This is a genomic window from Myxococcus xanthus, from assembly GCF_006402735.1.
GTDB lineage: Bacteria > Myxococcota > Myxococcia > Myxococcales > Myxococcaceae > Myxococcus > Myxococcus xanthus_A.
The window spans coordinates 1,529,746-1,555,999 of record NZ_CP017174.1 but is presented as its reverse complement, the minus strand read 5'-3'; the positions used below and the strand labels follow the sequence as shown (position 1 = coordinate 1,555,999).

The following is a 26,254-nucleotide window of genomic DNA, read 5'->3' as shown; positions in this document are numbered from 1 at the left end:
GAACAGCGACCTGCCAGCCTCGAACCAGCCCCCCTTGCTGTCAGGGCTCCTCGTCCGTGGTGCCAGAAGGCGTGCCGTCCCCCGTCATGAACACGGCGGGCAATTCAGGTCCCGTGGGCACAGGCTGGCGATCCATCACGAGCGCCCGACCGAATCGATGGCGCGCCTCCGCGTGCACGCCCAAGGACGCGCCCACCGCATGCGCCACCAGCACGAGGTCTTCCGTGGGCGGCGTGCCCGTCTCGAAGGCCACGCCGTACGTCACGGAGAGCACGCCCTCCCCCACTCCAGCGGGAACGGTGAAGGTGACGGCGCCCTCCGTCAGCGTGGCGCCGGCTGGAAGCGAGAGCAGCACCTCAACGGGTACCTCGAAGCCCGCGCGCCGCTCCACTTCGGCAACAAGCCGCACATGCCCAGACGAGGACGCCACCACCGTCCAGCCCACGCGCAGGGGCGAGGGAAGCCTCGCCGTGAGCCCAGCTCCCGGACCGGTGGTATGCGCATGCCCAGGAGCGGGCGGCGCGAGGCGCTTGCGAGTCTTGCCGCGGATGCGCTCCACCCCCGAAGCCACGTCCCTCCGTCTCCACGCAGCCCGCCGCGCACTCGCGCGTCCGCCACTGTCCCTGGACGCAGGCCTGCCACACACCGTCCGCCGAGCACCGCGAGCCACCGTCCAGGCACGCCACGCCCCCGGAGCAGTGGGCTCCGCCCTCCAGCACGCAGGCCTCGGTGGCACTGCAATCCTCCTGGATGAGCACGCCCTCCACGCACCGCTCCACGATGCGAGTCCCCAGACACCGGCCCCCCTCCGGCATGGAGACACAATCCGCCGCGGCACGCAGGTCTTCGTCCGGAAAAGCGGAGGCACACGCGCGGGCGCGGCACACCGTGTCCTCCGGCGCGCAGGCGGCATCACACGGCGGCCCGTCCTGCTCGGGCCCGCACGCCAGCACGAGGATGCCCAGGCACACCACCGCCGCTTCGAAACGCAATGCGTGGCGCCTCCGCGCCCGCCGAACGGAGACGGGGTGAGGAGGCACGACAGCACGCCCATCGTGCGGCGTGGGAGCACCGGGCAGGCCACGGCTCCCCTGCCCGTCTGCCGTCAGCGTGGCGGAACGGCGCCCCCCACGGGAAAGGCCCTGGGCCATCACGCGCGGTGTGGAGGGGCACCGGGCGCCCAGGGCCTTTCCCGCGAGGAGCTGAATCCAGCGGGCACGGCTCCGTCCGTGCTCAGGGAGGCAGCGGCGCGCGGCCCTCCGGGATGACCAGCGGACCGGGCGAGCCTGGCCATTCGACGACCTGCACGCGCAGGCCGAAGACGCGGGCCACCAGTTCCTGGGAGAGCACCTGCGCCGGTGCGCCCAGTTCAACCACCCGGCCCTCGGCGAGCACGGCCATCCGGTGCGCATACCGCGCGGCCAGATTGAGGTCATGCAGCACCGCCAGCACCGCGCCACCCTCCTGGGCGAAGCGTGCCGCCGCCTCCAGCACGAGGTGCTGGTGGGCCAGGTCCAGGCTCGCCGTCGGCTCATCCAGCAGCAGGTAGCGGTGTCCGGAGGCCAGCGGCTCGGAGAGCTGAGCCAGCACCCGCGAAAGCTGCACACGCTGCCGCTCACCCCCAGACAGCGTGAGATACGAGCGCGAAGCCAGGTGCCGCGTGTCGGTGGCATCGAGCGCCGCCACCGCCGCCGCCAGGTCCGCGCTGCCCTCAGCGCGGCTCGCATGCGGACTCCGCCCCAGCAGCGCCACCTCCAGCGCAGTGAAGCCGAAGCCCAGCGACGACTCCTGGGGAAGCACGCCCAGCCGCACGGCCCGCTCCCGCGGCTTCCAACGCGACAAGGGAATGCCGTCCAGGAGCACCTCGCCCGTCGAGCACCGCAGCTCGCCCGACATGGCGGACAGCAGCGTGGACTTGCCCGCGCCGTTGGGCCCCACGACGGCCAGCACCTCGCCGGGCTGCAGGGCCAGGTCCATGGGCCCCAGCGTCCGCCCCCGGCCACGCCACACCTCGATGCCACGAACCTCCAGACTCATGCGGCCCCCTTGCGTGACAGCAGCCCGATGAAGACGGGAACGCCCAGCACGGACGTGAGCGCGCCCACGGGCAGCTCGGCGGGAATGGCCGCCGTGCGAGCCAGCAGGTCCGCGCCCACCAGCAGCGAGGCCCCCAGCAAGGCGGACGCACTGAGCAGCCGCCGGTGGTCCGGCCCCAGCGCCAGCCGCAACAGCGCGGGCACCAGCAAGCCCACGAAGGCGATGACCCCGGTGACGGACACCGCCGCCCCCACACCCAGGGCCGCGGCGAGGATGAGCCGGCGCTTGAGGCGCTCGACATCCACGCCCAGGTGCCACGCCTCGCGCTCCCCCAGCAGCAGGAGGTTGAGGGTGCGCGCCTCACGCAGCAGCAGGCCCAGGGCGATGAGCAACGGCAGCGTGGCTGCCCCCACCACGTCCCAGGACGCACCGCCCAGGCTGCCCCAGGTCCAGAAGGTGATGGAGCGGAGCTGCGCGTCGGTGGCCATCTGCGTGAGCAGACCGATGCCCGCGCCCGCCCCCGCGCTGACGGCAACGCCCGCCAGGAGGATGCGCGCCGTCTCCGTGCGACCGCCGCCCCCACCCAGCCGATGCGCGAGCAACGTGGCGCCCAGCGCGCCCAGGAAGGCCGCGCCCGGCACCGCGAGCATCCGCAGCGAGCCCAGGTGGGCGCTGAGGGCCACGTCCATGACGATGGCCGCCACCGCCCCCAGCGCCGCGCCGCTGGAGGTGCCCAGCAGGCCGGGCTCCACCAACGGATTGCGGAACAACGCCTGAAGCGCGGCACCACAGGTGGCCAACACCGCGCCCACCATGATGCCGAGCGTCACGCGCGGCAGGCGGATGGACAGCAGCACCGCCTGCTGCACGGACTCCAGCTTGTGGCCGATATCCAGGCCCACCAGGTCCAACAGACTGCCCGCCAGTGCCAGCAGAGGCACCGGCACCGCGCCCACGGCGAGCGACAGGAGCACCACGCCCAGCAGCAGCGCCGTCAGCAGCAGCCACGGACGCGGGGCGGCTGGCTGGATGGGCTCCTGGGTGCGGTAGGTGGCGGAGACGGGCGCAATCCCCGACGCACTCATTTGCTGCCCCGAGCCGGGGCCGCGTACCCATCCTGCAAGCGGCTCACGGCCTTGCCCAGGTGGGGCCCCAGCCCCATGAAGTGGACGTCGTCCACGGTGATGAGGCGCCAGCCGCGCACCTGCGACAGGCCGGGCGTGCGCGACAGGCCCTCCTCACCGCCCACCGGCTCCAGGGAGCTGGCCGGCATGAGGATGAAGTCCGGCGCCGCTTCGACCACCGCCTCCGCCGTCAGCGGCTTGTGGCCCGCATAACCGGCGATGGCATTCACGCCGCCCGACAGCGTGACGAGCTCGCCCGCCGCCGTCCCGGCGCCCGCCACCATGAGGACGTTGGCCCCGCGCGCGTACAGCGCGAGGACCCGCGGCGGCTTCGCGTCCTTGCGCGCCGCCGTGCGCTCCTGCGCCTTGCGCAGGTCCGCGTCCAGTTGCTTGACCAGGGCCACACCCTGCTCCGCCTTGCCCAGGCGCTGCGCGAGCGTCCGGATGCGCTCGCGCGTGGCGTCGACGGTGTGCTTGTTCGGCAGCACCACCACGTCCACGCCCACGGTCTTCAGCTGCTCGAGCACGCCCGGGGGGCCCGCCTCCTCGGACGCCAGCAACTGCGACGTCCCCAGCGCGACGATGGCCTCCGACGACAGCGCCCGCTGGTAGCCCACCTTCGGCGACTTCCGGGCGACCTCCAGCGCCAGGCTGGTGTCGTCCACGCCCACCACCTGCCCGCCCGCGCCCAGCGCGAAGACGGTTTCGGTGATGGCGGGGCCGACGGTGACCAGCTTCGCCGCGTTGACCGGTGCCTTGGCCGCGGCCGCCGCGGCCTGTGGCTTCGCGGGCGCCGCCGCGTGCGCGAGCGAGGCCACCGCCATGAAGACCAGTGACAGTCCGGACGCGCGGCTCATCGCGCCACCTCGCTCGCGGGCAGCGCCTTGGCCAGCTCCTCGGCCAGCACCCGCCACTCGGGCGACTCGGGCTGCCCCGGCTTCCGCTTGCCGAAGATGAGCGCGATGTTGTCCCCCGCCTCGTTGAACAGCTCCACGGACGTGACGACGCCGTCCCGCGTGGGCTTGCGCACGACCCACGCCGAGTGGACGTGGTCCGCGCGGACGTGGAGGTTGAAGCCCGCGTCCAACACGTTCATCCACGGGCCCATCGGCTTTACGTTCTTCACCGGGCCGGTGTGAATCTGGATGCAGCCAGGGTTGCCCACGAAAATCATGATGGGCAGCTCCGTCGCGGCCGCCTTCTCCAGCACCCACGTCAGCGAGGACGTCGCCACCGGGGTGGTCAGCTCCGGCTCGGCCAGGCGGAGCGCCTGGGTACGCGCCACGCTGAAGCGGTTGAGCAACATGAAGAACTCATGCGTGTCCTGGAGCGCGCGCCAGCCGGAGCGCAGCCCCTCCGCGTCAATCTCACTGTCGGGCTTGGGCGCCGCCGCGGGCGTGGCCGGGACGATGCTGAGCACCGGCGACTGGTCCGCGTGGGTGAATTCCTTCACCAGGGTGTCGAACGTCTCCTCGCGCCCGGCCTCCTCCACGTAGATTTTGTGGACGGCCGTCCCCGACGCGTCGAAGAACTGGAGGCTGCGGCGGATGCCATCGCCGTGCGGCTCGCGGATGGCGAAGCCGAAGCTCCAGCGCGTGAAGAACAGGCGCAGGTCGATCTCCTCGTCCAGCACCAGCCCCTGCTTGCCGTGCAGCTCGATGTTGCGCCAGGTGCCACGCTTCTCGTGCACGGCATGCGCGTTGCGCGTGAGCGACATCACCCGCCCCAGCGACTCGAAACGAGGCAGGAGCGCATCCAGCCGGAGGTCCAGCCGGACGACGCTCTCGCCAAGTCCCGTGGCGAGCAACTGCGCTTCACTCACACCCAATTGCTCGGCGGCGTCACGGATACGGGTGCGAGGCTGCTCCTCGCGGAGGGTCTGCCAGCGCTGGCGCAGACGGGTGGGCTCGGAGACGACATCAGAGTTCGCGGTCTGATTCATGTTGGACACCTGGAAGCGGAAGGATGCTCAGTAGGAGGACGGCTGCGTCACGGCGCTGCCGCTGGAGGCGGGGCCAGGCACCTTCGCCCAGCGGAACGACAACATCCCCGGCGTGCCCGCATCGTCGTAATAGGACTGCATGGCGACCTTGAAGTAGTCACCAGCGTCGGAGCGGACGACGTACACATTGCGACGCGCCGTGAGGGCGTGCGTCGTCATGTCATAGGCGTACCACCCGTCGCCCTGCTGGAAGGCGCTGTCCGGGTCCTCGCCCCGGTCCGGGCCGTCCTCGGAATCCGCGACGTAGCCGTCCGCCGGCGCCTGCGTCACCGCCGCGAAGTCCGTCTCGAGGAGCACCGCCACCGCCACGTTGCCGGTACCACTCACGCCGCCCCGGGTGCGGACGTTGAAGCGGTTGAAGGCCAGGTCCCAGACACTGTCCTCGGAGGCGCTCACCTGCGCGCCCTTGTCCAGGTCCAGGCCAATCCAGTCCGCGCTGCTCATCGCGTTCACGGTGGTGGTGTACGAGCCGTCATCGTTGGCCATGTGCTTCACGTGGGAGCCATCCGTCGGCGGGTCCTCTGGTGGCAGCTCGAGGTCATCGCCACACGCGGACAGGGAACCGGCCAGCAGCAGGGCGGCGGCGGCGCGGCCCAGGAAGGATGAGCGGGGAGAGAAACGGGACATGAGGACTCCTTGAGAGAGTGAGAGGTGGAAGGAAGCGTCAGAGCCGGGCGGAGATGCCGGCCTGGATGGCGCGAGGGGGAATGGGGAGGTCGGTGGGGTTGCCCGCGTTCGCGAGGTTGGTGCCCAACACGAAGAACTGGAGCTCCTCGCGCATGCGCCAGCCCAGCCGGGCGTCCACGGTGACGTAGGTCTTCGCGTCGTACGGGTTGGCGACGCCGTCACCGTCCGTGTCCGGGTAGAAGGGACGCGGCCCCACGAGCGCGCCGCGCACCCAGGCATCCAGGCCCGAAGCCCGGTGACGCCAGGTGGCCTGCGCGGTGAGGCGATGGCGCGCCTGCCCTTCCAGCGCCAGCCCCGTCTCCTCCGAACGGCCGTCGGTGAGCGTGTAGCCCAGCTCCGCGGAGATGCGGCCAGGCAGCTGCTGACGCACGCCCAGCTCGCCGCCGCGCACGCGCGCCCGTGCGATGTTCACGTAGGTGAAGATCTGCTGCGGACCGACCATCTCCGTGGAGACGCCAATCATGTCCTGAAGGTTGTGCTGGAAGGCGCTCACCCACAGGAGCGAGGACTCCGCGGGCTTCACCTCCACCGACAGGTTGAAGCTGCGCGAGCGCTCCGGACGCAGGTCCGGATTGCCGTGCACCCGGTAGCCCACGCTGGGGTTTTCGAAGTCGAGCAGCATCTCCTGGAAGCCCGGCGCCCGGAACGCCCAGCCGTAGCTGCCGCGCAGCGTGAGCCAGGACGTCGGGTCCATGCGCGCCGCCAGCCGGGGCGTCACCGCCGTGCCGAACTGCGTGTCCGTGTCCACGCGCGCGCCCGGCACCAGCGTCAGCTTCAAGCGCGGCACCAGGGTCCAGTTGTCCTGCACGTAGATGGACGCGCGGGCGCGCTGGCCGGTGCCGTCCTCGCCCAACCGGTCCGCTTGCAGCCATTCTCCGAGCAGCTCCGCGCCCGCCACGAGGGCGTGGGCGTCTCCCACCTTCGCGTCGAGCTGCGCGCCCAGCCGGCCCTGCTGCTCGCGCGTGTCCTCGATGGTGTCCAGCGCGTTGGAGCGGCGCTGGTCCCTCAGGTAGCGCCGGTTGAACCACGCATAGGCGCCATCCACGCGCAGCGAGGCGTTGTTGGACAGCGTCCACCGGGGAGACAGGCGCACGGAGAGCGAGTCATCCCGGCTGGCGCGGTCGAAGATGGCGCCCGTCACGCCCACGTCCACGCCGCGCTGCACCCGCCGCGCATAGGTGGCGTTGGCCTGCAGCGCCGTGCCCTCACTGACGCGCAAGTCACCGCCCGCGGACGCGTCGATGCCATCCAGGCTGCTGCCCGTGGTGCCGATGCTCGTCGGGTCCAGGAGGTACGCGTCTCGCCGCGCCAGACCGCCGCTCAGACGCAGCCCCCAGTTCTCCCCCTTCGCCTCGCCGGTGGCGTCCAGCTCCAGCCGCTGCATGGAGCCGTAGGAGGCGCGCAGCTCGGCGCCCAGCGGACGGCGGGCACGGCGGGTGATGAGGTTCACCACGCCCGCCACCGCGTCGCTGCCGTAGAGGACCGACGAGGGGCCCTTCACGATTTCCACCTGTTCGATGTCCTCGGTGGACAGGCGGGACAGGTCCACGCTTCCGGCCACCCGGCCGGCCACGCGCTCACCGTCCACCAGCACCAGGACGTACTCCGGCGACAGGCCCTGCAGCTGCACCGTGGCGCCCGCGAACGTCTGGACCACCTGGAGCCCAGGGTGCGCGGCGAGCAACTCCGACGCGTCCCGCGCCCCGCTGGCCAGGATGTCCGAGCGGGTGATGACCTCCGTGGCCACCGCCGAATCCTCGAGCCGCTCCGGCGAACGCGACGCCGTCACCACCGTGCGCGCTTCCGGCAGCTCCTCCCCGTCGGACGCGGGCTCCGGCCGCGCATCGGCCTGGGCCACCTGTGCATCGGGCGGAGCCTCCGCGGTGGAAGCCTCGCTGGAAGCCACCTCCGTGGCAGGCGCTTCACTGCCACCGCCCCACGCCGTCCACGGCATGGAACAGGCCACGAAGAGCAAACACCCACGCCACGCCATGCTGCGTCCTCCGGCGCAAGGCCGGGGGCCTTTCGCGGAAGGCCCTGTAGGGCGCTGGGCTCAAGGGCCTCGGGCCTCAGGAAAAGACCTCACTGCACCGGGCCTGCGTGGCCCGGGAACGACGCACACGTCAGCGGCCTGAGCCGCTCACCTGCGCACCACCACCACGGCCTCCCGGCGGCGTTCGCTCCAGGGGCACCACCTGCGTCCGGTGGCAGCGGCGACACTTGAGCTCCACGCCCTCCGGCACCAACCGCGCCAGCAGGCTGCCGCACATGCAGCGCAGCTCCTCCGCCCCGCCTTCACCGTGGCAACCGTCGCGCATCACCGCTCCTGGCTCGAAACGGCGGCGACGATATTGATACTGATTTTCAAAGTCAAATGATTGGCGGAAAAACCGCCCCTGTGCGAATCAGGGTGTGCGGTAGTGCGCCGCTCAGTGAACTTTCGAGCGCGCGGAGGTGTCGCGAGACAGACGCACCTTGGGCGTCACCATGCGCGCGACACCGGAGTAGAGCTGGTCCTCGGTGTAGACCTTCCGCACCCGGCGCGGACTGCCGGGGTGGTAGGCGGGACCGGGCCGCTCCAGCCACTGGAGGATGCTCACCTCGCCGGAGTGGGCCATGGCGGCCAGCAACTCCGGGGGGCACAGCTTGAGGTAGCGGCGCACCAGCGGCTTGAGCTTGCGGGAGAAGTTGCGCCCCAGCACGGCATGGCGCCGGCCGGAGTGCAGCGTCCCGTCGAAGCGGCGCGACAGGTGGAAGAGCTCGTGAATCACCGTCTCCACGCGGGCCTGCGCGGTGGACCCCCGGAAGAAGAGCGGCCGGAGGGTGACGCAGTACAGCATCCGCTTGCCCCGGATGCGGATGATGGGCTTGCGGCGTCCGGTGCGGTCCGTGCTCTTCCCACCCCGGAAGCACAGGGGCTTCACGGTGCCCCGGGAGGCACGGCGGGCCTCACCGGCCACCACGAGGATGCGGCCCGCCTTCACATGCCCGAACTCCGGCATCTTCGCCGCGATGTCCCGGATGAGGGAGCGGAGCGTCTTGTTGAAGTTGGGGCGGCGTCGGGCCACGGCTGGTGGACAGTCTAGCGGAAAAGCCCTTGAGAGGGCTCCTGGGGGTGGCCACATTGTCTAGCGTCATGCGCTTGCCATCGCCCATGTTCCGACTGGCCGTGGTGCTCTCCCTCTGTGCGGGGTGTGCTTCCGCCCCCACCCGGCCCTCCAGTCCCGCCGTCCTCACCGCCCAGCGGACCGTCGTCGCGTCCCAGGGCCTCACCGACGCCACCCTGCGCTTCGAGGCCCAGGTGACCAGCCCCGGGGAGGGGGTGGTGGAGCGCGCCGACTACGAGCTCGTCGCCGACGGCCAGGTGGTGAAGACGGGCACCGCGAAGCTGGACGTGGCGCTGACGCCCGGCGAGCCCATGGACCTCTCCTTCGAGGAGCGCGCGCCCTACGTGAAGAACGCGGACGACTTGGCGCGGCTGAGCGCCCAGGAAGGCACGCTGCTGCTCGCCCTGCGCGGCACCCTCGTCGTGCGCTCGGGAGGCCAGGAGCAGACGATTCCCTTCGCCGCCAGCCGCACGGCGCGGATGCCCCGGCTGCCCACGGTGGTGGTGGAGGAGTTGGACGGGGCGCGCTATTCGGCCGAGGAGGTCCAGCTCAACCTCCGCCTGGGCGTGCGCAACCCCAACCCCTTCCCGCTGCGGCTGGAGGGCCTGACGTGGACGGCGTCGGTGGCCGGCAAGACGCTGGACAGCGGCACGCTGGCGCAGGCGGACACCGTGGACGCGTCCGCCACGGGCGTATACCCGGTGGAGCTGACGGTGACGAAGGACACCTGGGGCCCGGAGGTGAAGGCGCTCATCTCCAAGGGGCTGCTGCCCTACGGGGTGACGGGGGAGGTGACGGGCCCGCTGCTGCGCGTGCCCTATTCGCTCACGGGCGAGGTGAAGCTGAACGTCTCCCGGTAGAGTGGCATGCCGTGCCCATCTACCTGTTGAGTGACGAGCACCCGGAGCTCTTCCCGCCCCCAGAGCGCGCCGACAAGAGCGGCGTCGTCGCCGTCGGCGGTGACTTGCGTCCGGAGCGACTGCTGGCCGCCTACGCCCGCGGCATCTTCCCCTGGTACAGCGAGGGAGACCCCATCCTCTGGCACTCGCCGGACCCGCGCTTCGTGCTGTCGCCGGACAAGCTCCACGTGGGCCGCTCGCTGCGCAAGACGATGGCGCGCGGCGTCTACGAGGTGCGCTACGACACCGCCTTCCGGCGCGTCATCACCGAATGCAGCCGGGTGCCTCGGCCCGGACAGACGGGCACCTGGATTACCGAGGAGATGATGGAGGCCTACGTCACGCTCCACGAGGCGGGCTTCGCGCACTCGGTGGAGGCGTGGGCGGAGGGCGAGCTGAAGGGCGGCCTGTACGGGGTGTCCCTGGGCGCGGCCTTCTTTGGAGAGAGCATGTTCGCGCTGGCCCCGGACGCCTCGAAGGTGGCCTTCGTCACCGCGGCGGAGCGCTTCCAGGGCTGGGGCTTCCAGCTCATCGACTGCCAGGTGGAGACTGAACACCTGGCCCGCTTCGGCGCGGAGAACTGGCCCCGTAGGCGCTTCCTCTCGGCGCTCGCCCGGGCGCTGAAGGAGCCCACCCGGCGCGGGACGTGGACGGAAGGCTCGGCGGCCGGCCCCTGAGCGCCCGGCGCTTTCGAAATGGCGCGGGCCCCTTTGAATATCGGAAGCGGCGGGCCGTCACGGTCCCACGCCACCGCCAGAGGAGCCGCCCATGCGATGGAGTTCCGCCCTGTTGCTGCCGCTGTGTCTCGCCACCACCGCCTGCGGCACGTCCGCGAAGCACCAGGCACTGCTCGAACGCCGCGACGCCATCCGGCTGGCGGACGTCGAGCGCGAGCAGGTCGCCCGGGAGCAGTACCGCAGCAGCTCAGGCTTCCAAGACACGCGCTGGGGGATGACGAAGGACGAGGCCATGTCCGCGCTCCCCTTCCACGCCCGGGTCATCAATGAATGGGGGGACGTGCACGTCGCCGACGTCGTGGCGGGCCGCCGCGCGGACGCCTACTACGTGTTCGCCCAGGGGCAGCTGGCCGAAGTCACCCTCCACTTCCACGCGCCGGGCGCCGTCCGCGACAACTTCAACTCGGTGGCGGAGCTGCTCACCATGAAGTACGGCAAGCCCGCGTCCCTGGAGGACTCGGCGCGCGACGCGGAGGGCCGCCTGGCGTTGGCGCAGATGGCCAACAACCTCTCCGAGGCCTCCGCGAACTACCACGCGTGGCGCTCGGGCGAGCAGCCTGGTGGCCCCGCCGTGGACAACTTCGGCCGGCAGATGGAGGCCAACGCGAGAACGAATGCAGCGCTCGCGGCCCACGAATACCTGTTGCAGGGGACGTGGGATGACAAGGAGACGGGGCTGCTGCTCAGCGGAAGCCAGGAGCCCGGGGCGCGCAGCCTGACGCTCACGTACACGAGCCTCAGGCTGAAGCCCTACCTGTCCAAGGAGCTGGCCGTCCGCGACCAGCAGCGCAAGGTGGAGCAGTCGCGGGAGCTGTAGCCGCTCCACTCGGGTGGCGCCGCGGGCGGGGACGCACCGCGGCGCTCAAGGACCGAGCGAAACGACCCAGTCCCCGGCGTACTGAGACGTCATGGGCGTGCGGGCCAGCGGAGGGCAGTACCGGAAGTGCTCGTCGTAGCGCGCGATGTCCGCGCGCTCGGAGAGCCTGAGCAGGGCGAGCCCCTCCAGCCAAATGGCTCGCTTCGGCGCGAAGCGCGTCACGGGGGTCGTGAAGAGCTTCGCGCGCTTCTCGATGTCCTCTCCATGCACGAGCACCGCGTGCTTGAACGCCTCGGAAAAGGCCTCTGCGTCACCATCGAGCAGGGCTCGGGCACAGGCGGCTCGGTCCGTCTCTGTCTCGAGCCCCAGTCCCTCCATCGCCTCCACCCTCGGGATGACGACGTCCCTGGTACCGGGCGAGACCATCGCCTGGAAGAGCTGGGCGCGTGCATGCTCGGAGCGGTACTCCTCGTCCGGAAGCCACCGCGTCTCGGAGAGCTCCGCGACCTGTCGCGCCAGACTCCAGTGTCCCGCCGCGATGGCACCGAACAGAGGATCCATGTGTCGCGAAGCAGGGAGCGCCCACTGCTTGAGGCGGCAATGCGTGAGCAATCGCCTCCAGTTCTCGGCGGCGCGGCACAGGTTCAGGAAGAAGCCCTGCGGGTCGCCATCCACGAGCAGGGTGGCCACGGCCACGACGTGGAAGTGGACACAGAGCTCATCCACGGTCCGCACGAGGACGTCCCGGCTCGTTGTGGGCTCGACCTGACGCATCAACTGGAGAATGGCCCGCCCGGAGTCCTCCCGCAGAGCCGCAAGCTTTGCCACGCAGCCTCCTCCAGGTTCAGGCGAACATGTCGTCGAAGCCTTCGGCGGGATGGGCCCTGAAGCCCGTCAGCCCCGCCTGCTCGAAGGCCTGCTTGGTCCGGTCCGAAATCAGGATGAGCTCCATCATGTTCCGGGCGCGGAAGATATCGGCTTTCGGGTCGACCTTTTCCGAAGCCACTGCCATCCTGTTCAAACGGGCAATCTCTTTCTTGGTGATGCGGTCCAACCGGTACTTTGACCTCTCCAAGTCAATGACATCCTGAGAGCCCAGCACATTGAGGATTCCGTACCCCTCGGCGACTGGACTCCACTGATGATCACACATGGTAACCGGAAGGAACTCCGCATTATCGACCTGCAAGTTTTCCAGCACCTGCTTCACACGTGATGACACCAGCAAGACACCCACGGTGTTTCGCACGAAGTCGTAGAGCTGACGTCGGTCCGGGAAGTGGTCCGAAAACGACACCTTCCCTCCGGCTGGGAACTGTCGCGCGAGCGGCTCCCCCCGACTGAACTTCCAGTTGGTAGGGCTACCCTCGGGCAGTGCATCGATGATTGCACCATCCGCCGACTCGGCCTTGAGAACCCAATAATCCATCACAGAGAACACTTAGGCGAACATGTCGTCGAAGCCTTCGGCGACATGGAGCTTGAAGCCCGTCAAGCCAGCCTGTTCAAAGGCAATCTTGACCCGCTCCGAGACAAGAATAAGTTCCATCATGTTGCGGGCGCGGAAGATGTCGGCTTTCGGTTCGATCTTCCCTTGAGTCAAAACAAGGTTGCCGACGCGAGTCACTTCCTTCTTCGTTATTGGGTCAATGTCACAATCTGACTTTTCCAAGTCAATGACGTCCTGAGAGCCCAGCACATTGAGGATTCCGTACCCCTCGGCGACTGGACTCCACTGATGATCACACATGGTAACCGGAAGGAACTCCGCATTATCGACCTGCAAGTCTTCCAGCACCTGTTTCACACGTGATGACACCAGTAAAACACCCACGGTGTTTCGCACGAAGTCGTAGAGCTTGCGTCGATCCGGGAAGTGGTCCGAAAACGACACCTTCCCCCCGGCTGGGAACTGTCGCGCGAGCGGCTCACCCCGACTGAACTTCCAGTTGGTAGGGCTACCCTCGGGCAGTGCATCGATGATTGCACCATCCGCCGACTCGGCCTTGAGAACCCAATAACTCACACGTTCACCTTTCTACCAGAGACTTCCCCACTCATAGTGGGCCGAACCATCCTTGTTCGCGTATCGAACATGCTCGGCGCCCGCGCCAACATACCGCACACCCGCGACCTTGGCCGCCACTATTTGCCGGCTCAGCCTGACCAGGAAATTCCAAAACTGCTCTTCGAGTTTCTTCAGAGCGGCAAAGGCAGACTCAGGCAGATCGCCGTGAGGCTCTCCTGAATCAATCACTTCCTGGAGACGCTTGGACACCTTCCGCATCTCATCCATGACCCGCATCGTGTAGGACTCGTGGTCGCTCGGATGGCAGATGAGAGCATGGACCGGAACAGCCCAGTCCTCGGCGGGGAGATTGATGATGTTGTGCCCGTGGTTGATGTTGTACTCGGACAGTAGCAACAACCGAAGCTGCTTGTACGTGAAGGCCGGATTGCCGTCCTTCATCATGTAATAGAAGGCCGAGCCCGGCAGCATGTGGTGAGCTTCCCAGGCGTACGGATACTGCTGGGTGTACGTAGGGTTGAAGTTCTCCTTCGGCCCCCCTGGAAACTCCGCCCGCTCCTTCACCATGTCCCGGACTTCGCGCAGGTGCGCATGGTCAAAGTTGCGGTACACCCCCCGGCCGTCCTGGGCCTTGAGGTAGGTGTAACCTCGGCGGGCATAGTTATCACCCTTGGCCAGCACCCCATTCAGCGGCGCGTTGGGGTCCAGATGTCCGTCAGGAGCGGGCTCCGCCTTCTTCTTCGGCTTGCTCTTCTTCGCCTCCTCCTTGGCCGCGGCCCGGGCGGCGTCCTTCCGATCCAGGCTGCGCTTGAAGATGCCATTGAGCCTGCGGGCCATTTCCGTATTGGGATTGTGCCGGGTGTCACCGGTTGTCATGGCAGAGCTCCTCTGGACGGATGCGCAGCAGTGGTTCCTATCAAGACGGCGCCTCGGCCGGAATCGTCCGCACTGGCGAAGACAAGGCTCACGGAGAAAGGCGCATCGCCGCGTTGCAGTCCTCTGACCGCGACACAAGCGCTGACCGCGCCCATCGCGGCCCCCACGTCCCCAAAGCCAATGGAGGGATACCAGGCCTGAAGCCCCCCCAGCGAGGCGTCCAACGCCCGCAGGTGCAGCAACACCATCCCCCACTCCCGCGCCCTTCCCTCTTCTCCGTTGTGGTCGCTCACCAGGAGCGGCCGGGCACGAAGGCCCCCCGCGGCTGCGAGCACCGCCTCGGCACATGCCGCCAGCGCCCGTCCATCCGATGGTCTGTCAGAGCCCCTTGGGTGCGGCTCTTCTCCGAGCCGCACCGCGTGCAACACCACCTGGGGCTCGCCCATCGAACGTTGCGCTGGCCTCTCGGTGGTCAGCAACAAGGCCGCGCCCGCTTCACCGGGCGTCAAGCCCACAGGCTGCTCCGGCGTCTTCAACCGTCGTCCATCCGCCAGCGCATGGAGCGTCGGCTCTTCGACCAGGCAGTCCACCCCCATCACCAGGCACGAGCGAAGCCCGCCGTTCCGCAGCGCTGCCTGGGCCGCATGCAGCGCCCTCGCGAAGGCCACGTGCCCACCGCCAAAGAAGCGCCTGGGCCCGGGCCATTCCAGGCCCATGTTCCGCAGGCTCGCCTCCAACACACGGCGACCCAGCGCCTCCACTCGCAGCGCCTCCGTGGCATCCGGCTCGCCCAGGTCCAGGCCTCGCTCCCACGGGTCCGGCAGCGCCAGATAGACGCCGGTCTCCGGCCCGAGGCCCCGCAGGTCCACGCGAGTGCCCACATCCTTGAGCACCTCGCACGCCAGCACCACCAGTCGGCCGACGCCCGAGAAACCGAACGTCGCCACCGGGAGCGCACAGATTGTCACGGGCCGAGGTGCCTCATCACCGGGGTGGGCGACGTCCACGTCGGGAGACGGCGAGGGGCGCAGCAGATTGGCCCGGAACGCAGCGCACGCGGGAATCACCGGCCCCAGGCATGAGGCCATCCCCAGAGCCTCGACGAACACCTTCATGCCCCACCCCACGCGCCCAAGCTCCCCTCCAGCGACTGGGCAAAACGCGCTGGCGGCAGGCGCCTCGCGGCGTCCTCTTCCGCGCGCTGGGTCCGTGTCCAAGCGCCCACGCCCAACCCCAGTGCACCCCGGGTCCGCAGGGCCACAGCCCACCAGAGCGACCGGCGGCGATACATCGACCCTTCTCGTAACGCGTCGAGCAACGACACCGGTCCCAAAGGCAGTCCCCGCACGTAGCGCACCGTCGGCTTGAACCGGGGGGCGTGCTCGGCCCACCACGCCTCCACACGGGGCACATCCGGCAGCGGGAGGTCTGCTTCCGGCGCGAACTCCACGGCCGCCTCCTCGTCGCCCGACTCCACGCCCGGAGCCACCGCGGGGACCTCCATGCCTGTCACCAGCGAGAACGACTCCGCCGCCAGGGGCGCCCATGACGGCTCGCGCATCGCCTCCAGGCAGGCCCGAGCAGCCTCGACCGTCCCCACCAGGCCGACCACCCTCAAGGTCTCCGTCCCTCGGGCAGCGTCTCCCAGCCCCGCCAGCAGCAACTTCTGGGCGTCCGGCCCGTCCGCCACGGCCAGCGCTCGCAGGGCCATCTGGCGATGCGGCCCGCCCTCCAAGACCTGACGGCGGCATTCCCACCACGCCAGTCGACTTCCCGCCAACAGCCCTGCTTCCAGAGCAGCGCCAGAAACCTCGGCGGAGGATGAGCGCAGTCCCAACTCCAGCGTGGATTCGGACAACCGGACGGGCCAGGAGCGCAGGCAGCGAAACGCGGCGGCCCGCACCTGGGCGGCCTCATGCGTGAGCGACGCCTCCAGCGCCGGCCCAGGGTCCACTCGCCACGCCCCCAAAATCTCCAGCAGTGTCGCGAGTCCTCCAGGCGGAGGCGATGCGTCGACCATGGGCCGCAGCCATGACTCCAGCCCCCGTCCGCCGGCACAGAGGAGCGCGGCCTGGATGCCCGCGCGCGGGCCCTCCTCCCCCGCCTGGAGCACCTCGAGGACACTCCGCACAGCCGCCTCCAGGGCTTCCTCCTGAAGCAGCAGCCCGAGCGCGGCGCACTCCACCCTCCCCGGCTCATCCGCTTCGGCCAGGGCGGGAACGAGCAGCCTCGTCGCAGCCTTGCGCCCCGCGAGCACGAGCGCATCCACATGGGCGAGGAGTCGCGCCTCCACCCCTGCTACGTCATCGAGGACATGGTCCGGCGCCACGAGGGCACGCTTCCACTGCCGCCACAGGAATCCCGCCTCGTCGAGGTGTGACGCCAGCATCTCCCAGGAGATGGGGAGCGCGAGGTGCCGGGGCAACGGGTTCATCACGTCATGCCCCCTGCCTAGTTGATCTGCGTCTTGCCGCCACGAAGGCGCAGCACCTGGCCCGCGTCGACGAGCACGTGCTCACCCCGAAGCAGAATCTGACCATTGCGCCGCAGGACCAGGCTGGACCTGCCGCAGCGAAGCTCGAGCTCCTCGGTGGCGCCGTCCAGAAGCCCCTCGATGGGGACTCGCTGGCCGTTGGCGACGATGGCGACCTCTCCATCCTGGCGCTCGACATCAGGCGCTTCGAGCATGGCATCCAGGAGGGGCGTCTCACTGCGCGGCTGGAGCAGACCGAGCACAATGGGGCACGTCGGTGTGCCCCGCTCGAAACAGAGCACCGCCTCCTGCCGCGCCTCTATCGCCCGAAGCAGCGTGGCCTCATCCACCGCGACCGCGAGCCGGGCCTCCAGCGGCCCATGGTGGTTGCCCTCGAAGTCCACCTGCACCGTGCCCATTCGCCCCCGTCCAACGACCCGGCCGATGAGGTTTCCCAGGATGGGCTCCTCCTCCCCAGAAGGCGGGCGCCCGGCGTCCTGTTCGTGTGAGGCCATGGGAATCCGCCCCCTCGCGCTACATCTCTTTTTCGCAGACCAGGCAGTTGCACCTGCCCGAGCCCTGGCCGGCCGCCATCACCGGTGGCTGCATCAGCGGGAACGGAGGCGTGTTCTTGTCGTTGTGCAGCATCAAGTCGAGGGCCCTCGCCACGTTCTTCCCCTCGACCTGGACGTCGAAGGAGAAGTTGACGAACTCGGCCTTGCCCTTGGTTTTGCCAGAGACGACGCCGCCCCCCGCCGTTCCGGCCTCATCCCCCGTGCTGGTGCTGAAGTTGGAGTCCTTCACGCACAAGGGGCGCCCCTCCACCGCCACCGTCTTGCTGCCCTGCGCGGTATCGGCGGAGCGCGCCACGTTCGGGTACGGCAGGGGGATGGGGCCCGCCGGGCTGGGCGTCTTGCAGACATCTGGAAACGCCACGGAGACGCCGTTGGAGTCCTTGGTCACCACGGACATCTTGTTGACGCCGACCGTATTGGCCATGACTCCCCCCTGTCCCAGAGCACAGCAAGGGGAATCATCTCGCAGTTCGCTCCGGGGACTCAACCCCGACGCCCTACTTCTTGCACGGTGACAACGTACGCTTCCCGTGCGCCAGCTCCTCCTCCGTGGGGCTGCCGTAGCGCACCGCCTTCGGCGCCACCTTGGGCTTCGCGGCGTCATGGACGTTGAGCACGCCCAAGGTGCGGCTGAGGACTGTGCGCAGTCCGGTGCTGTCGTAGAGCGCGCCGAAGAAGGCCCCGCCTGAGCGCATCGGAAGCGGCGCCAGCGCCCCGGCCGGCCGGAGCAGCAGCGCGGTGTGGTCCTCCGTGGCCCACTCGCAGGGGTCCTTCTTCCCATCGCGCTTCATCCACGACACCGCGATGTCGAACACGGCGCTGCCGTCATCCCACCGGCTGCTGAAAATCTCCCACTTGCGCTGGCACTCCGGGGCCTCGCAGGACGCGCGCTCGGGAATCACGTCCGACAGCTCCAGGGGCAGCCCCCGGCCCTCCTCGCTGGTGGAGTTGTCGTCGGCGCGGCGCAGCTTGCAGCCGGTGGGCGCGTCCTTCTGGCGCAGCGCCACCGGCGTGCCCGACAGCCGGCCCGGGGGCAACACGTCGCAGTCCACCTTCAGCTCGGACATGAGGTACGTCTTGCGGTCCGCGTCCGTCCCCATCCGCACCGCCCACCACACCACGGGCACCGCGCGGCAGGCCGCCGAATCCGCCTTGCCGAACACCCACAAGGGCACGGACGGGTCCGGCGCGCCCAGCTTCCGGACGTCCACGTCCTCCGGCACCAGCTTCACGCCGGAGCGGTCGCGCTCGGTCTCCGTGAAGAAGCGGTCCTTCGACTCCGGGATGATGGCCTGGTGCGCCAGCCAGCCCGAGCCCGTCAGCCCCACCAGGTTGCGCGCCGTGAAGGGCACCACGTCCGGGCGCTTCGGACAGCCGCGCTCGGGCTCGGCGGCCGGAAAGGTGTCCACGTCATCGAACTGCGCGGACGCCACCAGGGGCATCAGCAGCGCCAGGCTCGACACCCACGCCTGCGCGGTCAACCGGACTGCCAAACGCATCGGGCTCCTCCACGAAGAAGCGGCCGCGGCCGACTGAGGCACGCGGGCGAATGAGGGAGCCTCCCGTCATACCGCAAGCCCGCGACACGCCAAGCCGAAGCCCTCAGCGCTTGCGTGACTTCTTCGGCGGCGGCAGCACCTCCACCGGAATCTCACGCTCCGCCTCCACCGCGGGCGTGGCCGCGTCCGGCGCACCGGCGTCGGAGGGCTCGGGCGTCTTCACTTCCTGAATCTGGTCGTCCAGCGGCACCCGGCCCACGGAGCGGTGGAACAACTCCCACAGCGCCTTGCGGTGCACCTCCGGCGAGCCCGCGCCCGACACCACCACGCCCGCGCCGCTGTAACGGGCCTCCAGCCCCAGCGGCTTGAGCCCCTCCCCCAGTGAAGTGAGCTGCTCCTGGAGGACGGGTAACTCGAAGGTCAGCTCCAGCTCCCGGGCCACGAAGGCGTCCGTCTTCAGCAGCTCCAGCAGTGCCAGCCTGCACGCGGAGTCCTTCACCGAAGCACTGAGGGAGCGCTCCGCGCCGCTCGTCGCATTCAGGTCCGGACAGGCCTTGCGGGCCGCGGCCAGCCGGGGCGCGGGGTCCTCCGGCGGCGGAGCGCCCACCGTGAGGCGCCACACGGCGAAGCGGCCCCCCGCGTACAGCAGGAGCAGCGTCCGGCCCGCCTTCTGACCGGTGAGCAACAGTTCATTGCTCCCGGGCAGCAGCTCCGCGTCCGCCACGGAGGCGTCCGCCACCTGGACCCAGTCCACGGTGTCGAGCTTGTGGAAGCGTTCCTTCCCGGGCTCCAGGGGGACGACCAGGTCCACCGGCCACGCGCGCGCGAGCGTCGGGACGAGAAGGGCCAGGAGTGCTCCAACGGCGTACATGCGAGCGGACATCAGGGCTCCAGCGCAGTGGTGTGGACCCTTAGCACGGGATAAGAACAGGGCTCTATGCCTACCTGGACCCTCTGGGTCGCCTGCCTGGCGCTGAGTTTCGTCAGGGCCCTTGTCGCCGCTTCGGAGTCCGCGCTCTACGGCGTGTCCGACCTGCGAGCACAGGAACTGGCGAACACGCAGCCGGGCCGGGCGACGCGCCGGGTCCTCCGCCACAAGACGGACCGCGAGCCCGTGGCCACGGCGCTGCGCCTGGGCATGGTGCTCAGCGGCTTCCAGGCCGCGGCCATTGGCGCCTTCGTCCCGCCGCGCATGCTGGACTTCAGCCGCTACGGCGAATCCGCGTGGCTGCCGGTGGCCACCGTCGCCGCGGGCGCGCTGCTGGTGGGCGTGCTGGCCACGCTCATGGAAGTCACCATGCGGGGGCTGGCCAACGGCAGCCCGGAGCGCTGGGCCCTGCGGCTGTCGGGCTTCACCTCGCTGCTGGTGACGGTGCTCTACCCGCCCATGCGCGTGGCCATGGTGGTGCTCAACCTGATGGCGCGCACCTTCGGCCGCACGCTGCGCTTCGAGCCGCCGCCCCCGCCGCTGGAGGAGCTGGAGAAGCTGCTGGCCGCCCAGGCCGCGAAGAACGAGGTCGACAAGAGCGCCCCGCAGCTCATCCGCTCCATCTTCGAGCTGTCCGACAAGCGCTGCCGCGACGTCATGGTGCCGCGCACGGAAGTGGTGACGGTGGACATCACCATCACCCCAGACGAGTTGCTGCGCCTGCTGGCGGAGGAGAACCACTCCCGCATCCCCGTGTACCGGGACGACGTGGACCACGTCATCGGCGTGCTGCACGCGCGCGACATCATCCCCCTGCTCCAGCACCCCGAGCTCATCGTCCTGCAGGACATCATCCGCCCGGCGCACTTCGTGCCATGGATGAAACCCATTGGCGACCTGCTCCGGGACATGCAGAAGCAGAAGATCCACATGGCCATCGTCGTCGACGAGTACGGCGGCTTCATGGGTGTGGTGACGCTGGAGGACATCCTCCGCGAAATCGTCGGCGACATCGGCGACGAGTTCGAGGTGGAGGAGAAGCAGGTGGAGAAGCTGGCTGACGGCAGCTTCCTGGTGGACGCCGCGCTGGAGGTGGACGCCTTCACGCAGACGTTCGGCTTCCCCCTGCCCGAAGGCGACTTCGACACGCTGGGCGGCTTCCTCTCCTCCATGGCGGGCCACCTGCCCGACGTGGGCGAGCGCTTCGCCTACAGCGGCTGGCAGTTCGTCGTGGCGTCCAAGGAAGGCCCCCGCATCGACCGCGTGCGGATGTCGCGCGTGAAGTCTGGCCTCACCAAGGACGGCAAGGTCACGGAGTCCCGCGACGGGCTGGCGCGCGAGCACGGCCGCGAGGAGCAGGCCTCCGCGAAGAGCTGAGGCCAGGAGCGACACCGGCCCCACTCCGGGGCCGGCGCCCGCGCGCTACTGGGACCAGTAGCACTCCAGCGTCTCTCGCGCGGACTTGCCAATCAGCTCGCAGTTCTCGAAGCGGGCGCGCTCGCTGCCTCCGAGCTGCTGCCCATAGCGGTCCGCGAAGCGCCGGAAGTAGGAATCCGGAAGCGCCTTGGAATCGAGCCGGAAGTCCGCCGCCGGGGCGCGCTCGAACTCCAGCCTGAAGCCAATACCCCGCCCGGCGACGAGCCGACGGACGCTGGCCTCGTCGGTGATGGCCTGCTCCACCAGCTCGTTGAGCGGCTGCCCCAGCGACACGGCGCCGTCCTCTCCGGTGCGCCCGGTGCGCCGCGCGGCGCCCAGGGAGACGCTCCAATGCAGCGGGCCCTTGAGCGCGAAGGTCCGCTCATCACAGCGTTGGGAGCGCTCCTGCTCGACCTCGCCGGTGACGACCTCCTCCTGGCTGACGTCCTCGTCGGTGAGCGCCGTCACCAACGGGTAGATGGAGGCAAGCGCCAGCACCACGCCGAGCGTCATGGTGATGTCGACGTCGTCATCGGACGAGCCGTCGGACATCGCCATCAAGACGCCGCCACCTCCGAGCATCGCGAGCCCGCCGAGCAACGAGCCCATGGGCGGGCTGGTCGTCGTGTCGATGCGCTTCTTGCTGAACTCGGTGGAAATCTCGGTGCAGGTGGTGCGCTTCACCGCGACGCGGCCCACGTAGGACGCATCCACGACGCTCTCCAGCGTGTCGCGGTGAGTCTCTCCCAGGGACGCCTCTCGCAGGCGCTCGCCGCGCACGTACTCGGACGTCGTGCTGCAACCCGCCTGAGAGAAGAGCAACGCCGCCAGCCCCGCTGCCCCGAACCTAGAAGAGCCGGTTGCGCGCATCTTCCATCGCCCCACAAAGCCGCGAGTAGTGTTCGAGCGCCCGCTCCAGCCGCAGGCTCTTGTCGACGTCCGTCTGCCGTCCGGGGACGAAGTCCCGCACCGACGTCACGGAGAGGTCGACATAGGGCAGGCTCTGGAACTTGCCGGTGGGCTCCGCGCAGTAGCGGTTCTCCGCGCTGCACTTGCGGAACATGGAGTACGTCCCGGTGTGCTTCTCCTTCACTCGAAGCCGGAGCGTCGCATCGTTTCCGCCGTTGAGCCGGATGACCTCGATGGGCAGCAGCAAGCCGCGCAGGTCGACGATCTCCGTCCGCTCACGGGGCTTGTCCAGCACCATGATGCGGCAGTCCTTCACCGTGACGTGCACCTCCGAGTCGTTCCACGCCTCGATGTGCTCGCGCAGCCATGCCTCCGTCTGCGCCTTCGTTGGGTCGACCTTGCGCGAGGGAGCCGGCGGCTCAGGAGGGGGCGACTTCTCCGCGGCCAGCACGCTGGTGGAACCCAGCAACGCCAAGGAGATGGGAAACATACATTGTCGGAAAAGCGACATGGCCAGCACGCTGGCACGTCACACTGGCCGCCGGCAACGCACAACTACAATGACACCGCATGGGTGGCGCCTACCCCACGCGTGAGCAGCGGCGGCCTCAGTCCCCGTCCAGCGGCGGCACCCAGGCCAGCGGCAGCACGCGCTCGGACCTGAAGGGCGCGCGCCGCTCGGTGCCGCCGAAGCGCAGCACCACCCCGCCCTCCACCTGCACCCGCCGGGGCACGGGCTCCGGCCCGCCCGTGGCGCGCGCGCTGGCCAGCGGGAAGAGCACGCGCAGCGGGGCGCTCCCATCCGCCGCCAGGGGCGCCGCCACCTGCTGCGTGCCCACCGCCACGCGGCGCCCGTCCACCCGCAGCGTGAAGTCCACCGCGGCCAGCGTGGCCGCGTCCGAAGCGGGGTTCGTCACCGCCAGGTCCAGGTCCAGGACGCCGGTGCCGTCCTGCCGGAAGTCCACCTGGAAGCCCACCACGCGCACAGCGTCTTCATAGGCCCGCGGCCGGAAGGGCACCGAGCCCAGACACCCGGACACGGCGAGCCCGCCTCCCAGCAGTCCCAGGATGACGGCGCGGCGCGAGCGCATCTCAGCCCCCCAGCAGCGGCTGGAGCGCCTCCACCGTCAGCGGCCAGCCCGCGCGCCGGGACAGGGACTCCAGCGCCTTGATGAACTCCGCCGCCGTCTGGAAGCGCCGCGCCCGGTCCGCGAACAGCGCCTTGCGCGCCACCTGCACCGCGTAGTCCGGCAGCTCCGGGGAGGACGTCAGCAGCGGCACGCGTGCGTCGCGCACCTTGTGCATCAGCTCCGCCTCGTGCTCCCCGGCGAAGAGGCGGCGGCCGGACCACAGCTCCCAGAGGATGATGCCCACCGCGTACAGGTCCGTGCGCGCGTCCACCGGCAGGCCCAGTACCTGCTCCGGGCTCATGTAGGGCAGCGTGCCGCGCAGCGCGCCGGAGTCGCCCCGCATCATCCCCTCCACCTCCGCCACGCCGAAGTCGGTGAGCTTCACGTCGCCGTTGATGCCCAGCAACAGGTTGGCCGGATTCACGTCGCGGTGGACGATGGTGGCGCCGTTCTCCCCCACCTTCGCCCGGTGGATGTAATCCAGCGCCTTGAGCAAGCACCAGGCGATGTAGCAGGCGGACTCGGGCGGCATGGCCGCGCCGGCCTTCACCAGCAGCTCCTGCATGTAGCCCAGCGTCCGGCCACTCACGAGCTCCTGCACCATCAGGTAGTCCGGCCCCGCCTTGAACAGGCGGTAGGTGCGGACGATGTTCGGATGGCGCAGGCGGACCGTCAGCTTCGCCTCGTCGACGAAGGCTTTGACGTAGGCGGTGTCGCTGCGAAACGACGGGTGCAGCCGTTTGATGACAATCTCGTCCGGTTCACCCGGTGAGCGCTGCGTGGTGACCCGGGCTCGCGCCTGGTACACCTCCGCCATGCCGCCCACCGCCAACCGGCCGACCACCTCGTAACCACCCAGGTCCGGAGCATCCGCCACGGCACAACATTACTGCGAATTTCCGTCCGCACCCACTATTCCGCCACCAGGTCGTGGAAGAGCGCCTCGTAGCGGCGGCCGGACGCCCCCCAGGAGAAGTCCTTCTCCATGCCCCGGCGCCGGAACTCGTCCAGGCGCGGCGGGTCCGCATAGAGGGCCAGGGCGCGGCGGATGGCCGCCAGCAGGGCGGACTTGTGGAAGGCCTCGAAGAGGATGCCGTTTCCGTCCAGCCCCCCCTCCACCGTGTCCACCAACCCGCCGGTGGCCCGGACGATGGGCACCGTGCCGTAGCGCAGCGAATACATCTGGTTCAGGCCGCACGGCTCGTAGCGGCTGGGCATGAGGAAGAAGTCCGCCCCCGCCTCCACCAGGTGGGAGAGCCCCGGGTCGAAGCCAATGTGCACGCCCACCTGCTTCGGGTAACGGGCCTGCAACGCGAGCAGCCCCTCCTCCAGCGGGCCTTCGCCACTGCCCACGCCGACGACACGGATGTCCGCGTGGAGCGCGGCCGGCAGGGCCTCCAGCAGCAGGTCCATGCCCTTCTGCCACGCCAGCCGGCTGACGAAGCCGAACACCGGCGCGGGGCCGTCCTCCAGTCCGAAGCGGGCCAGCAGCTCGCGCTTGCACACGGCCTTGCCGGACAGGTCCTTCAGTCCGTAGCGGGCCGGGAGGAAGGCGTCGTCCTCCGGGTTCCACTCGTGCGTGTCCACGCCGTTGAGGATGCCGTGGAGCCGGTGCGCGCGGTGCCTCAGCAGGCCGTCCAGCCCGTGGCCCTGCTCCGGCGTCTGGATTTCCCGCGCGTAGGTGGGGGACACGGTGGTAAGCGCGTCGGAGAAGACGAGCCCCGCCTTCAGGAAGTTCACCGTGTCGTGGAACTCCAGCCCGTCATGGGCGGTGAACAAGTCCCAGGGCAGCGCCAGGTCCCCCATCACGTCCTTGGGGAACTGCCCCTGGTAGGCCAGGTTGTGGATGGTGAAGACGCTCTTCGCGTGCGCCAGCGGCCCCGTCTGGAAGCCGCGCCGCAGCGCCACCGGCACCAGCCCCGTCTGCCAGTCGTTGGCGTGGATGATGTCCGGGATGAAGCGCAGCCGCTGCGCCGCCTGGAGCGCGCCCACGCTGAGATAGGCGAAGCGCCGGTGGTTGTCGGCGAAGGCGCCCCCCGCGTCCCCGTAGAGGCCGTGGCGGTTGCCGAAGAGGAACTCGTTCTCCAGGAAGAGCACCTCCAGCCGCTCCGACACGCGGGCGGAGAGGATGGGGCCCGACAGCTCGCCGAAGGGGAAGCGCAGCAGCAGGGACTGGCCCGTGGGCTCCAGCCGCTCCGCGCCTCGCAGGTCGCGGTAGCGCGGGGTGATGACCTTGACGTCATGGCCCAGCGAGGCAAGCGCGGCGGGGAGGGCCCCGGCCACGTCCCCCAGGCCCCCCGTCTTGGAGAACGGGGCCACCTCCGAGGAGATGAAGAGGACATTCATGTGCGCACATTGACGTGTGTGCCGGATGAGTCAACCGCGAAGGTGCACACCTGTCCCGCCCCCCTTATGTTGCACCGCGTGACGATTCCTCCAGACCCCATCCAGCGCTTCGCGGAGCTCTTCGAGCGAGCGAAGCAGGCCATCGCGGTGGACCCCAACGCCATGGTGGTCGCCACCGTGGGAGATGACGGGCGCCCCAGCGCGCGCGTCGTCCTGCTCAAGGACTTCGATGCGCGCGGCTTCGTGTTCTACACGAACCACGAAAGCCGGAAGGGCCGCGAGGCCCGCGCGCATCCCTACGCGGCGCTCTGCTTCTATTGGCAGCCCTTGAATGAACAGGTGCGCGTGGAAGGCCGCGTGGAGCGCGTCACGGACGCGGAGGCGGACGCCTACTTCCAGAGCCGCGCCCGTGGCAGTCAGGTGGGCGCGTGGGCCAGCCTGCAGAGCCGGCCGCTGGCGACTCGCGAGGAGTTGGAGGCCCGCGTGGCGGCGGTGGAGCAGCAGTACGCCGGCCAGCCCGTGCCACGCCCGCCGCACTGGTCCGGCTTCCGCGTGGTGCCGGACCGCATCGAGTTCTGGCACGCCCAGGAGAGCCGGCTCCATGACAGGCACGTCTACCTGCGCGAGGACGGCGGCTGGCGCACGCAGATGCTCTACCCCTGA

29 protein-coding genes are annotated in these 26,254 nt (G+C 69.6%); 5 read left to right on the top strand and 24 right to left on the bottom strand.

The window, feature by feature from the left end:
* Window positions 1-40 precede the first annotated feature (40 nt).
* From BHS09_RS38525 to BHS09_RS06605, 9 genes are all read right to left on the bottom strand, one after another.
* Window positions 41-571, bottom strand: coding sequence for a hypothetical protein (locus BHS09_RS38525; protein WP_161605129.1), 531 nt, complete (start codon window positions 569-571; stop codon window positions 41-43).
* 662 nt (window positions 572-1,233) lie between these two features.
* Entirely contained in the window at window positions 1,234-2,037 is an 804-nt protein-coding gene (locus tag BHS09_RS06640; protein ID WP_140788282.1) for a heme ABC transporter ATP-binding protein, read from the bottom strand.
* Window positions 2,034-3,122, bottom strand: coding sequence for a FecCD family ABC transporter permease (locus BHS09_RS06635; protein ID WP_140788280.1), 1,089 nt, complete (start codon window positions 3,120-3,122; stop codon window positions 2,034-2,036). The genes BHS09_RS06640 and BHS09_RS06635 overlap by 4 nt, the downstream gene beginning before the upstream one ends.
* The gene (locus BHS09_RS06630) at window positions 3,119-4,018 is read right to left on the bottom strand and encodes a heme/hemin ABC transporter substrate-binding protein (protein ID WP_140797476.1); all 900 of its coding nucleotides are present in this window, start codon (window positions 4,016-4,018) and stop codon (window positions 3,119-3,121) included. Before BHS09_RS06630 ends, BHS09_RS06635 begins: the two co-directional genes overlap by 4 nt.
* Window positions 4,015-5,103, bottom strand: a complete 1,089-nt coding sequence (locus BHS09_RS06625; protein WP_140788276.1) for a hemin-degrading factor — start codon at window positions 5,101-5,103, stop codon at window positions 4,015-4,017. The genes BHS09_RS06630 and BHS09_RS06625 overlap by 4 nt, the downstream gene beginning before the upstream one ends.
* A gap of 27 nt (window positions 5,104-5,130) precedes the next feature.
* On the bottom strand, window positions 5,131-5,790 hold the full coding sequence (locus tag BHS09_RS06620) for an HmuY family protein (RefSeq protein ID WP_140797475.1): 660 nt from the start codon (window positions 5,788-5,790) through the stop codon (window positions 5,131-5,133).
* A gap of 37 nt (window positions 5,791-5,827) precedes the next feature.
* Window positions 5,828-7,843: a TonB-dependent receptor plug domain-containing protein gene (locus BHS09_RS06615; RefSeq protein ID WP_140797474.1), complete on the bottom strand. Its 2,016-nt coding sequence runs from the start codon at window positions 7,841-7,843 to the stop codon at window positions 5,828-5,830.
* A 130-nt stretch (window positions 7,844-7,973) separates the two neighbouring features.
* The gene (locus BHS09_RS06610) at window positions 7,974-8,168 is read right to left on the bottom strand and encodes a hypothetical protein (protein WP_174258666.1); all 195 of its coding nucleotides are present in this window, start codon (window positions 8,166-8,168) and stop codon (window positions 7,974-7,976) included.
* A 111-nt stretch (window positions 8,169-8,279) separates the two neighbouring features.
* Window positions 8,280-8,918, bottom strand: coding sequence for a hypothetical protein (locus BHS09_RS06605; RefSeq protein WP_140788268.1), 639 nt, complete (start codon window positions 8,916-8,918; stop codon window positions 8,280-8,282).
* A gap of 68 nt (window positions 8,919-8,986) precedes the next feature.
* Here BHS09_RS06605 and BHS09_RS06600 point away from each other — a divergent pair, with 68 nt between their 5' ends.
* The 3 genes from BHS09_RS06600 (at window position 8,987) to BHS09_RS06590 (ending at window position 11,410) form a co-directional block, all read left to right on the top strand.
* Window positions 8,987-9,817 carry an LEA/WHy family protein gene (locus tag BHS09_RS06600; protein WP_418763988.1) on the top strand — a complete coding sequence of 277 codons (831 nt, stop codon included), beginning with the start codon at window positions 8,987-8,989 and terminating at the stop codon, window positions 9,815-9,817.
* Between the two features lie 11 nt (window positions 9,818-9,828).
* Entirely contained in the window at window positions 9,829-10,533 is a 705-nt protein-coding gene (gene aat / locus BHS09_RS06595; protein ID WP_140788264.1) for a leucyl/phenylalanyl-tRNA--protein transferase, read from the top strand.
* Window positions 10,534-10,624: 91 nt separating this feature from the next.
* Window positions 10,625-11,410, top strand: coding sequence for a hypothetical protein (locus tag BHS09_RS06590; protein ID WP_140788262.1), 786 nt, complete (start codon window positions 10,625-10,627; stop codon window positions 11,408-11,410).
* 45 nt (window positions 11,411-11,455) lie between these two features.
* Here the strand turns inward: BHS09_RS06590 and BHS09_RS06585 are convergent, their stop codons facing one another.
* The 10 genes from BHS09_RS06585 to BHS09_RS06540 form a co-directional block, all read right to left on the bottom strand.
* Window positions 11,456-12,238, bottom strand: a complete 783-nt coding sequence (locus BHS09_RS06585) for an immunity 49 family protein (RefSeq protein WP_140788260.1) — start codon at window positions 12,236-12,238, stop codon at window positions 11,456-11,458.
* A gap of 16 nt (window positions 12,239-12,254) precedes the next feature.
* Window positions 12,255-12,839 carry an imm11 family protein gene (locus tag BHS09_RS06580; RefSeq protein WP_140797473.1) on the bottom strand — a complete coding sequence of 195 codons (585 nt, stop codon included), beginning with the start codon at window positions 12,837-12,839 and terminating at the stop codon, window positions 12,255-12,257.
* 12 nt (window positions 12,840-12,851) lie between these two features.
* On the bottom strand, window positions 12,852-13,436 hold the full coding sequence (locus tag BHS09_RS06575) for an imm11 family protein (protein ID WP_140797472.1): 585 nt from the start codon (window positions 13,434-13,436) through the stop codon (window positions 12,852-12,854).
* Window positions 13,437-13,448: 12 nt separating this feature from the next.
* Window positions 13,449-14,315, bottom strand: coding sequence for an AHH domain-containing protein (locus tag BHS09_RS06570; protein WP_140797471.1), 867 nt, complete (start codon window positions 14,313-14,315; stop codon window positions 13,449-13,451).
* Entirely contained in the window at window positions 14,312-15,430 is a 1,119-nt protein-coding gene (locus tag BHS09_RS06565; RefSeq protein ID WP_140797470.1) for a hypothetical protein, read from the bottom strand. The genes BHS09_RS06570 and BHS09_RS06565 overlap by 4 nt, the downstream gene beginning before the upstream one ends.
* Window positions 15,427-16,749 carry a TIGR02270 family protein gene (locus tag BHS09_RS06560; RefSeq protein ID WP_140797469.1) on the bottom strand — a complete coding sequence of 441 codons (1,323 nt, stop codon included), beginning with the start codon at window positions 16,747-16,749 and terminating at the stop codon, window positions 15,427-15,429. Before BHS09_RS06560 ends, BHS09_RS06565 begins: the two co-directional genes overlap by 4 nt.
* 17 nt (window positions 16,750-16,766) lie before the next feature.
* Entirely contained in the window at window positions 16,767-17,303 is a 537-nt protein-coding gene (locus BHS09_RS06555) for a DUF6484 domain-containing protein (protein ID WP_140797468.1), read from the bottom strand.
* Between the two features lie 19 nt (window positions 17,304-17,322).
* Window positions 17,323-17,787 carry a DUF4150 domain-containing protein gene (locus tag BHS09_RS06550; protein WP_140788246.1) on the bottom strand — a complete coding sequence of 155 codons (465 nt, stop codon included), beginning with the start codon at window positions 17,785-17,787 and terminating at the stop codon, window positions 17,323-17,325.
* A 73-nt stretch (window positions 17,788-17,860) separates the two neighbouring features.
* Entirely contained in the window at window positions 17,861-18,862 is a 1,002-nt protein-coding gene (locus BHS09_RS06545) for a hypothetical protein (RefSeq protein ID WP_140788244.1), read from the bottom strand.
* 103 nt (window positions 18,863-18,965) lie between these two features.
* Window positions 18,966-19,745, bottom strand: coding sequence for a pilus assembly protein N-terminal domain-containing protein (locus BHS09_RS06540; protein ID WP_140788242.1), 780 nt, complete (start codon window positions 19,743-19,745; stop codon window positions 18,966-18,968).
* Between the two features lie 54 nt (window positions 19,746-19,799).
* Between BHS09_RS06540 and BHS09_RS06535 the strand changes: the two genes are divergently transcribed.
* Complete coding sequence (locus tag BHS09_RS06535) at window positions 19,800-21,167, top strand: hemolysin family protein (RefSeq protein WP_140788240.1); 1,368 nt, start codon at window positions 19,800-19,802, stop codon at window positions 21,165-21,167.
* A 45-nt stretch (window positions 21,168-21,212) separates the two neighbouring features.
* Here BHS09_RS06535 and BHS09_RS06530 read toward each other — a convergent pair whose 3' ends face one another.
* The 5 genes from BHS09_RS06530 to glgA form a co-directional block, all read right to left on the bottom strand.
* Window positions 21,213-22,076 (bottom strand): hypothetical protein, encoded by an 864-nt coding sequence (locus tag BHS09_RS06530; protein ID WP_237078087.1) that lies wholly within the window; start codon window positions 22,074-22,076, stop codon window positions 21,213-21,215.
* Window positions 22,054-22,605 (bottom strand): hypothetical protein, encoded by a 552-nt coding sequence (locus BHS09_RS06525; RefSeq protein WP_237078086.1) that lies wholly within the window; start codon window positions 22,603-22,605, stop codon window positions 22,054-22,056. Before BHS09_RS06525 ends, BHS09_RS06530 begins: the two co-directional genes overlap by 23 nt.
* Window positions 22,606-22,723: 118 nt before the next feature.
* Window positions 22,724-23,206 carry an LEA/WHy family protein gene (locus tag BHS09_RS06520; RefSeq protein ID WP_011551415.1) on the bottom strand — a complete coding sequence of 161 codons (483 nt, stop codon included), beginning with the start codon at window positions 23,204-23,206 and terminating at the stop codon, window positions 22,724-22,726.
* Between the two features lies 1 nt (window position 23,207).
* Window positions 23,208-24,122 (bottom strand): serine/threonine protein kinase, encoded by a 915-nt coding sequence (locus BHS09_RS06515; protein ID WP_140788233.1) that lies wholly within the window; start codon window positions 24,120-24,122, stop codon window positions 23,208-23,210.
* 35 nt (window positions 24,123-24,157) lie between these two features.
* Window positions 24,158-25,591, bottom strand: coding sequence for a glycogen synthase GlgA (glgA, locus tag BHS09_RS06510; protein WP_140797467.1), 1,434 nt, complete (start codon window positions 25,589-25,591; stop codon window positions 24,158-24,160).
* Between glgA and pdxH the strand changes: the two genes are divergently transcribed.
* On the top strand, window positions 25,592-26,254 hold the full coding sequence (pdxH, locus tag BHS09_RS06505) for a pyridoxamine 5'-phosphate oxidase (protein WP_140788229.1): 663 nt from the start codon (window positions 25,592-25,594) through the stop codon (window positions 26,252-26,254).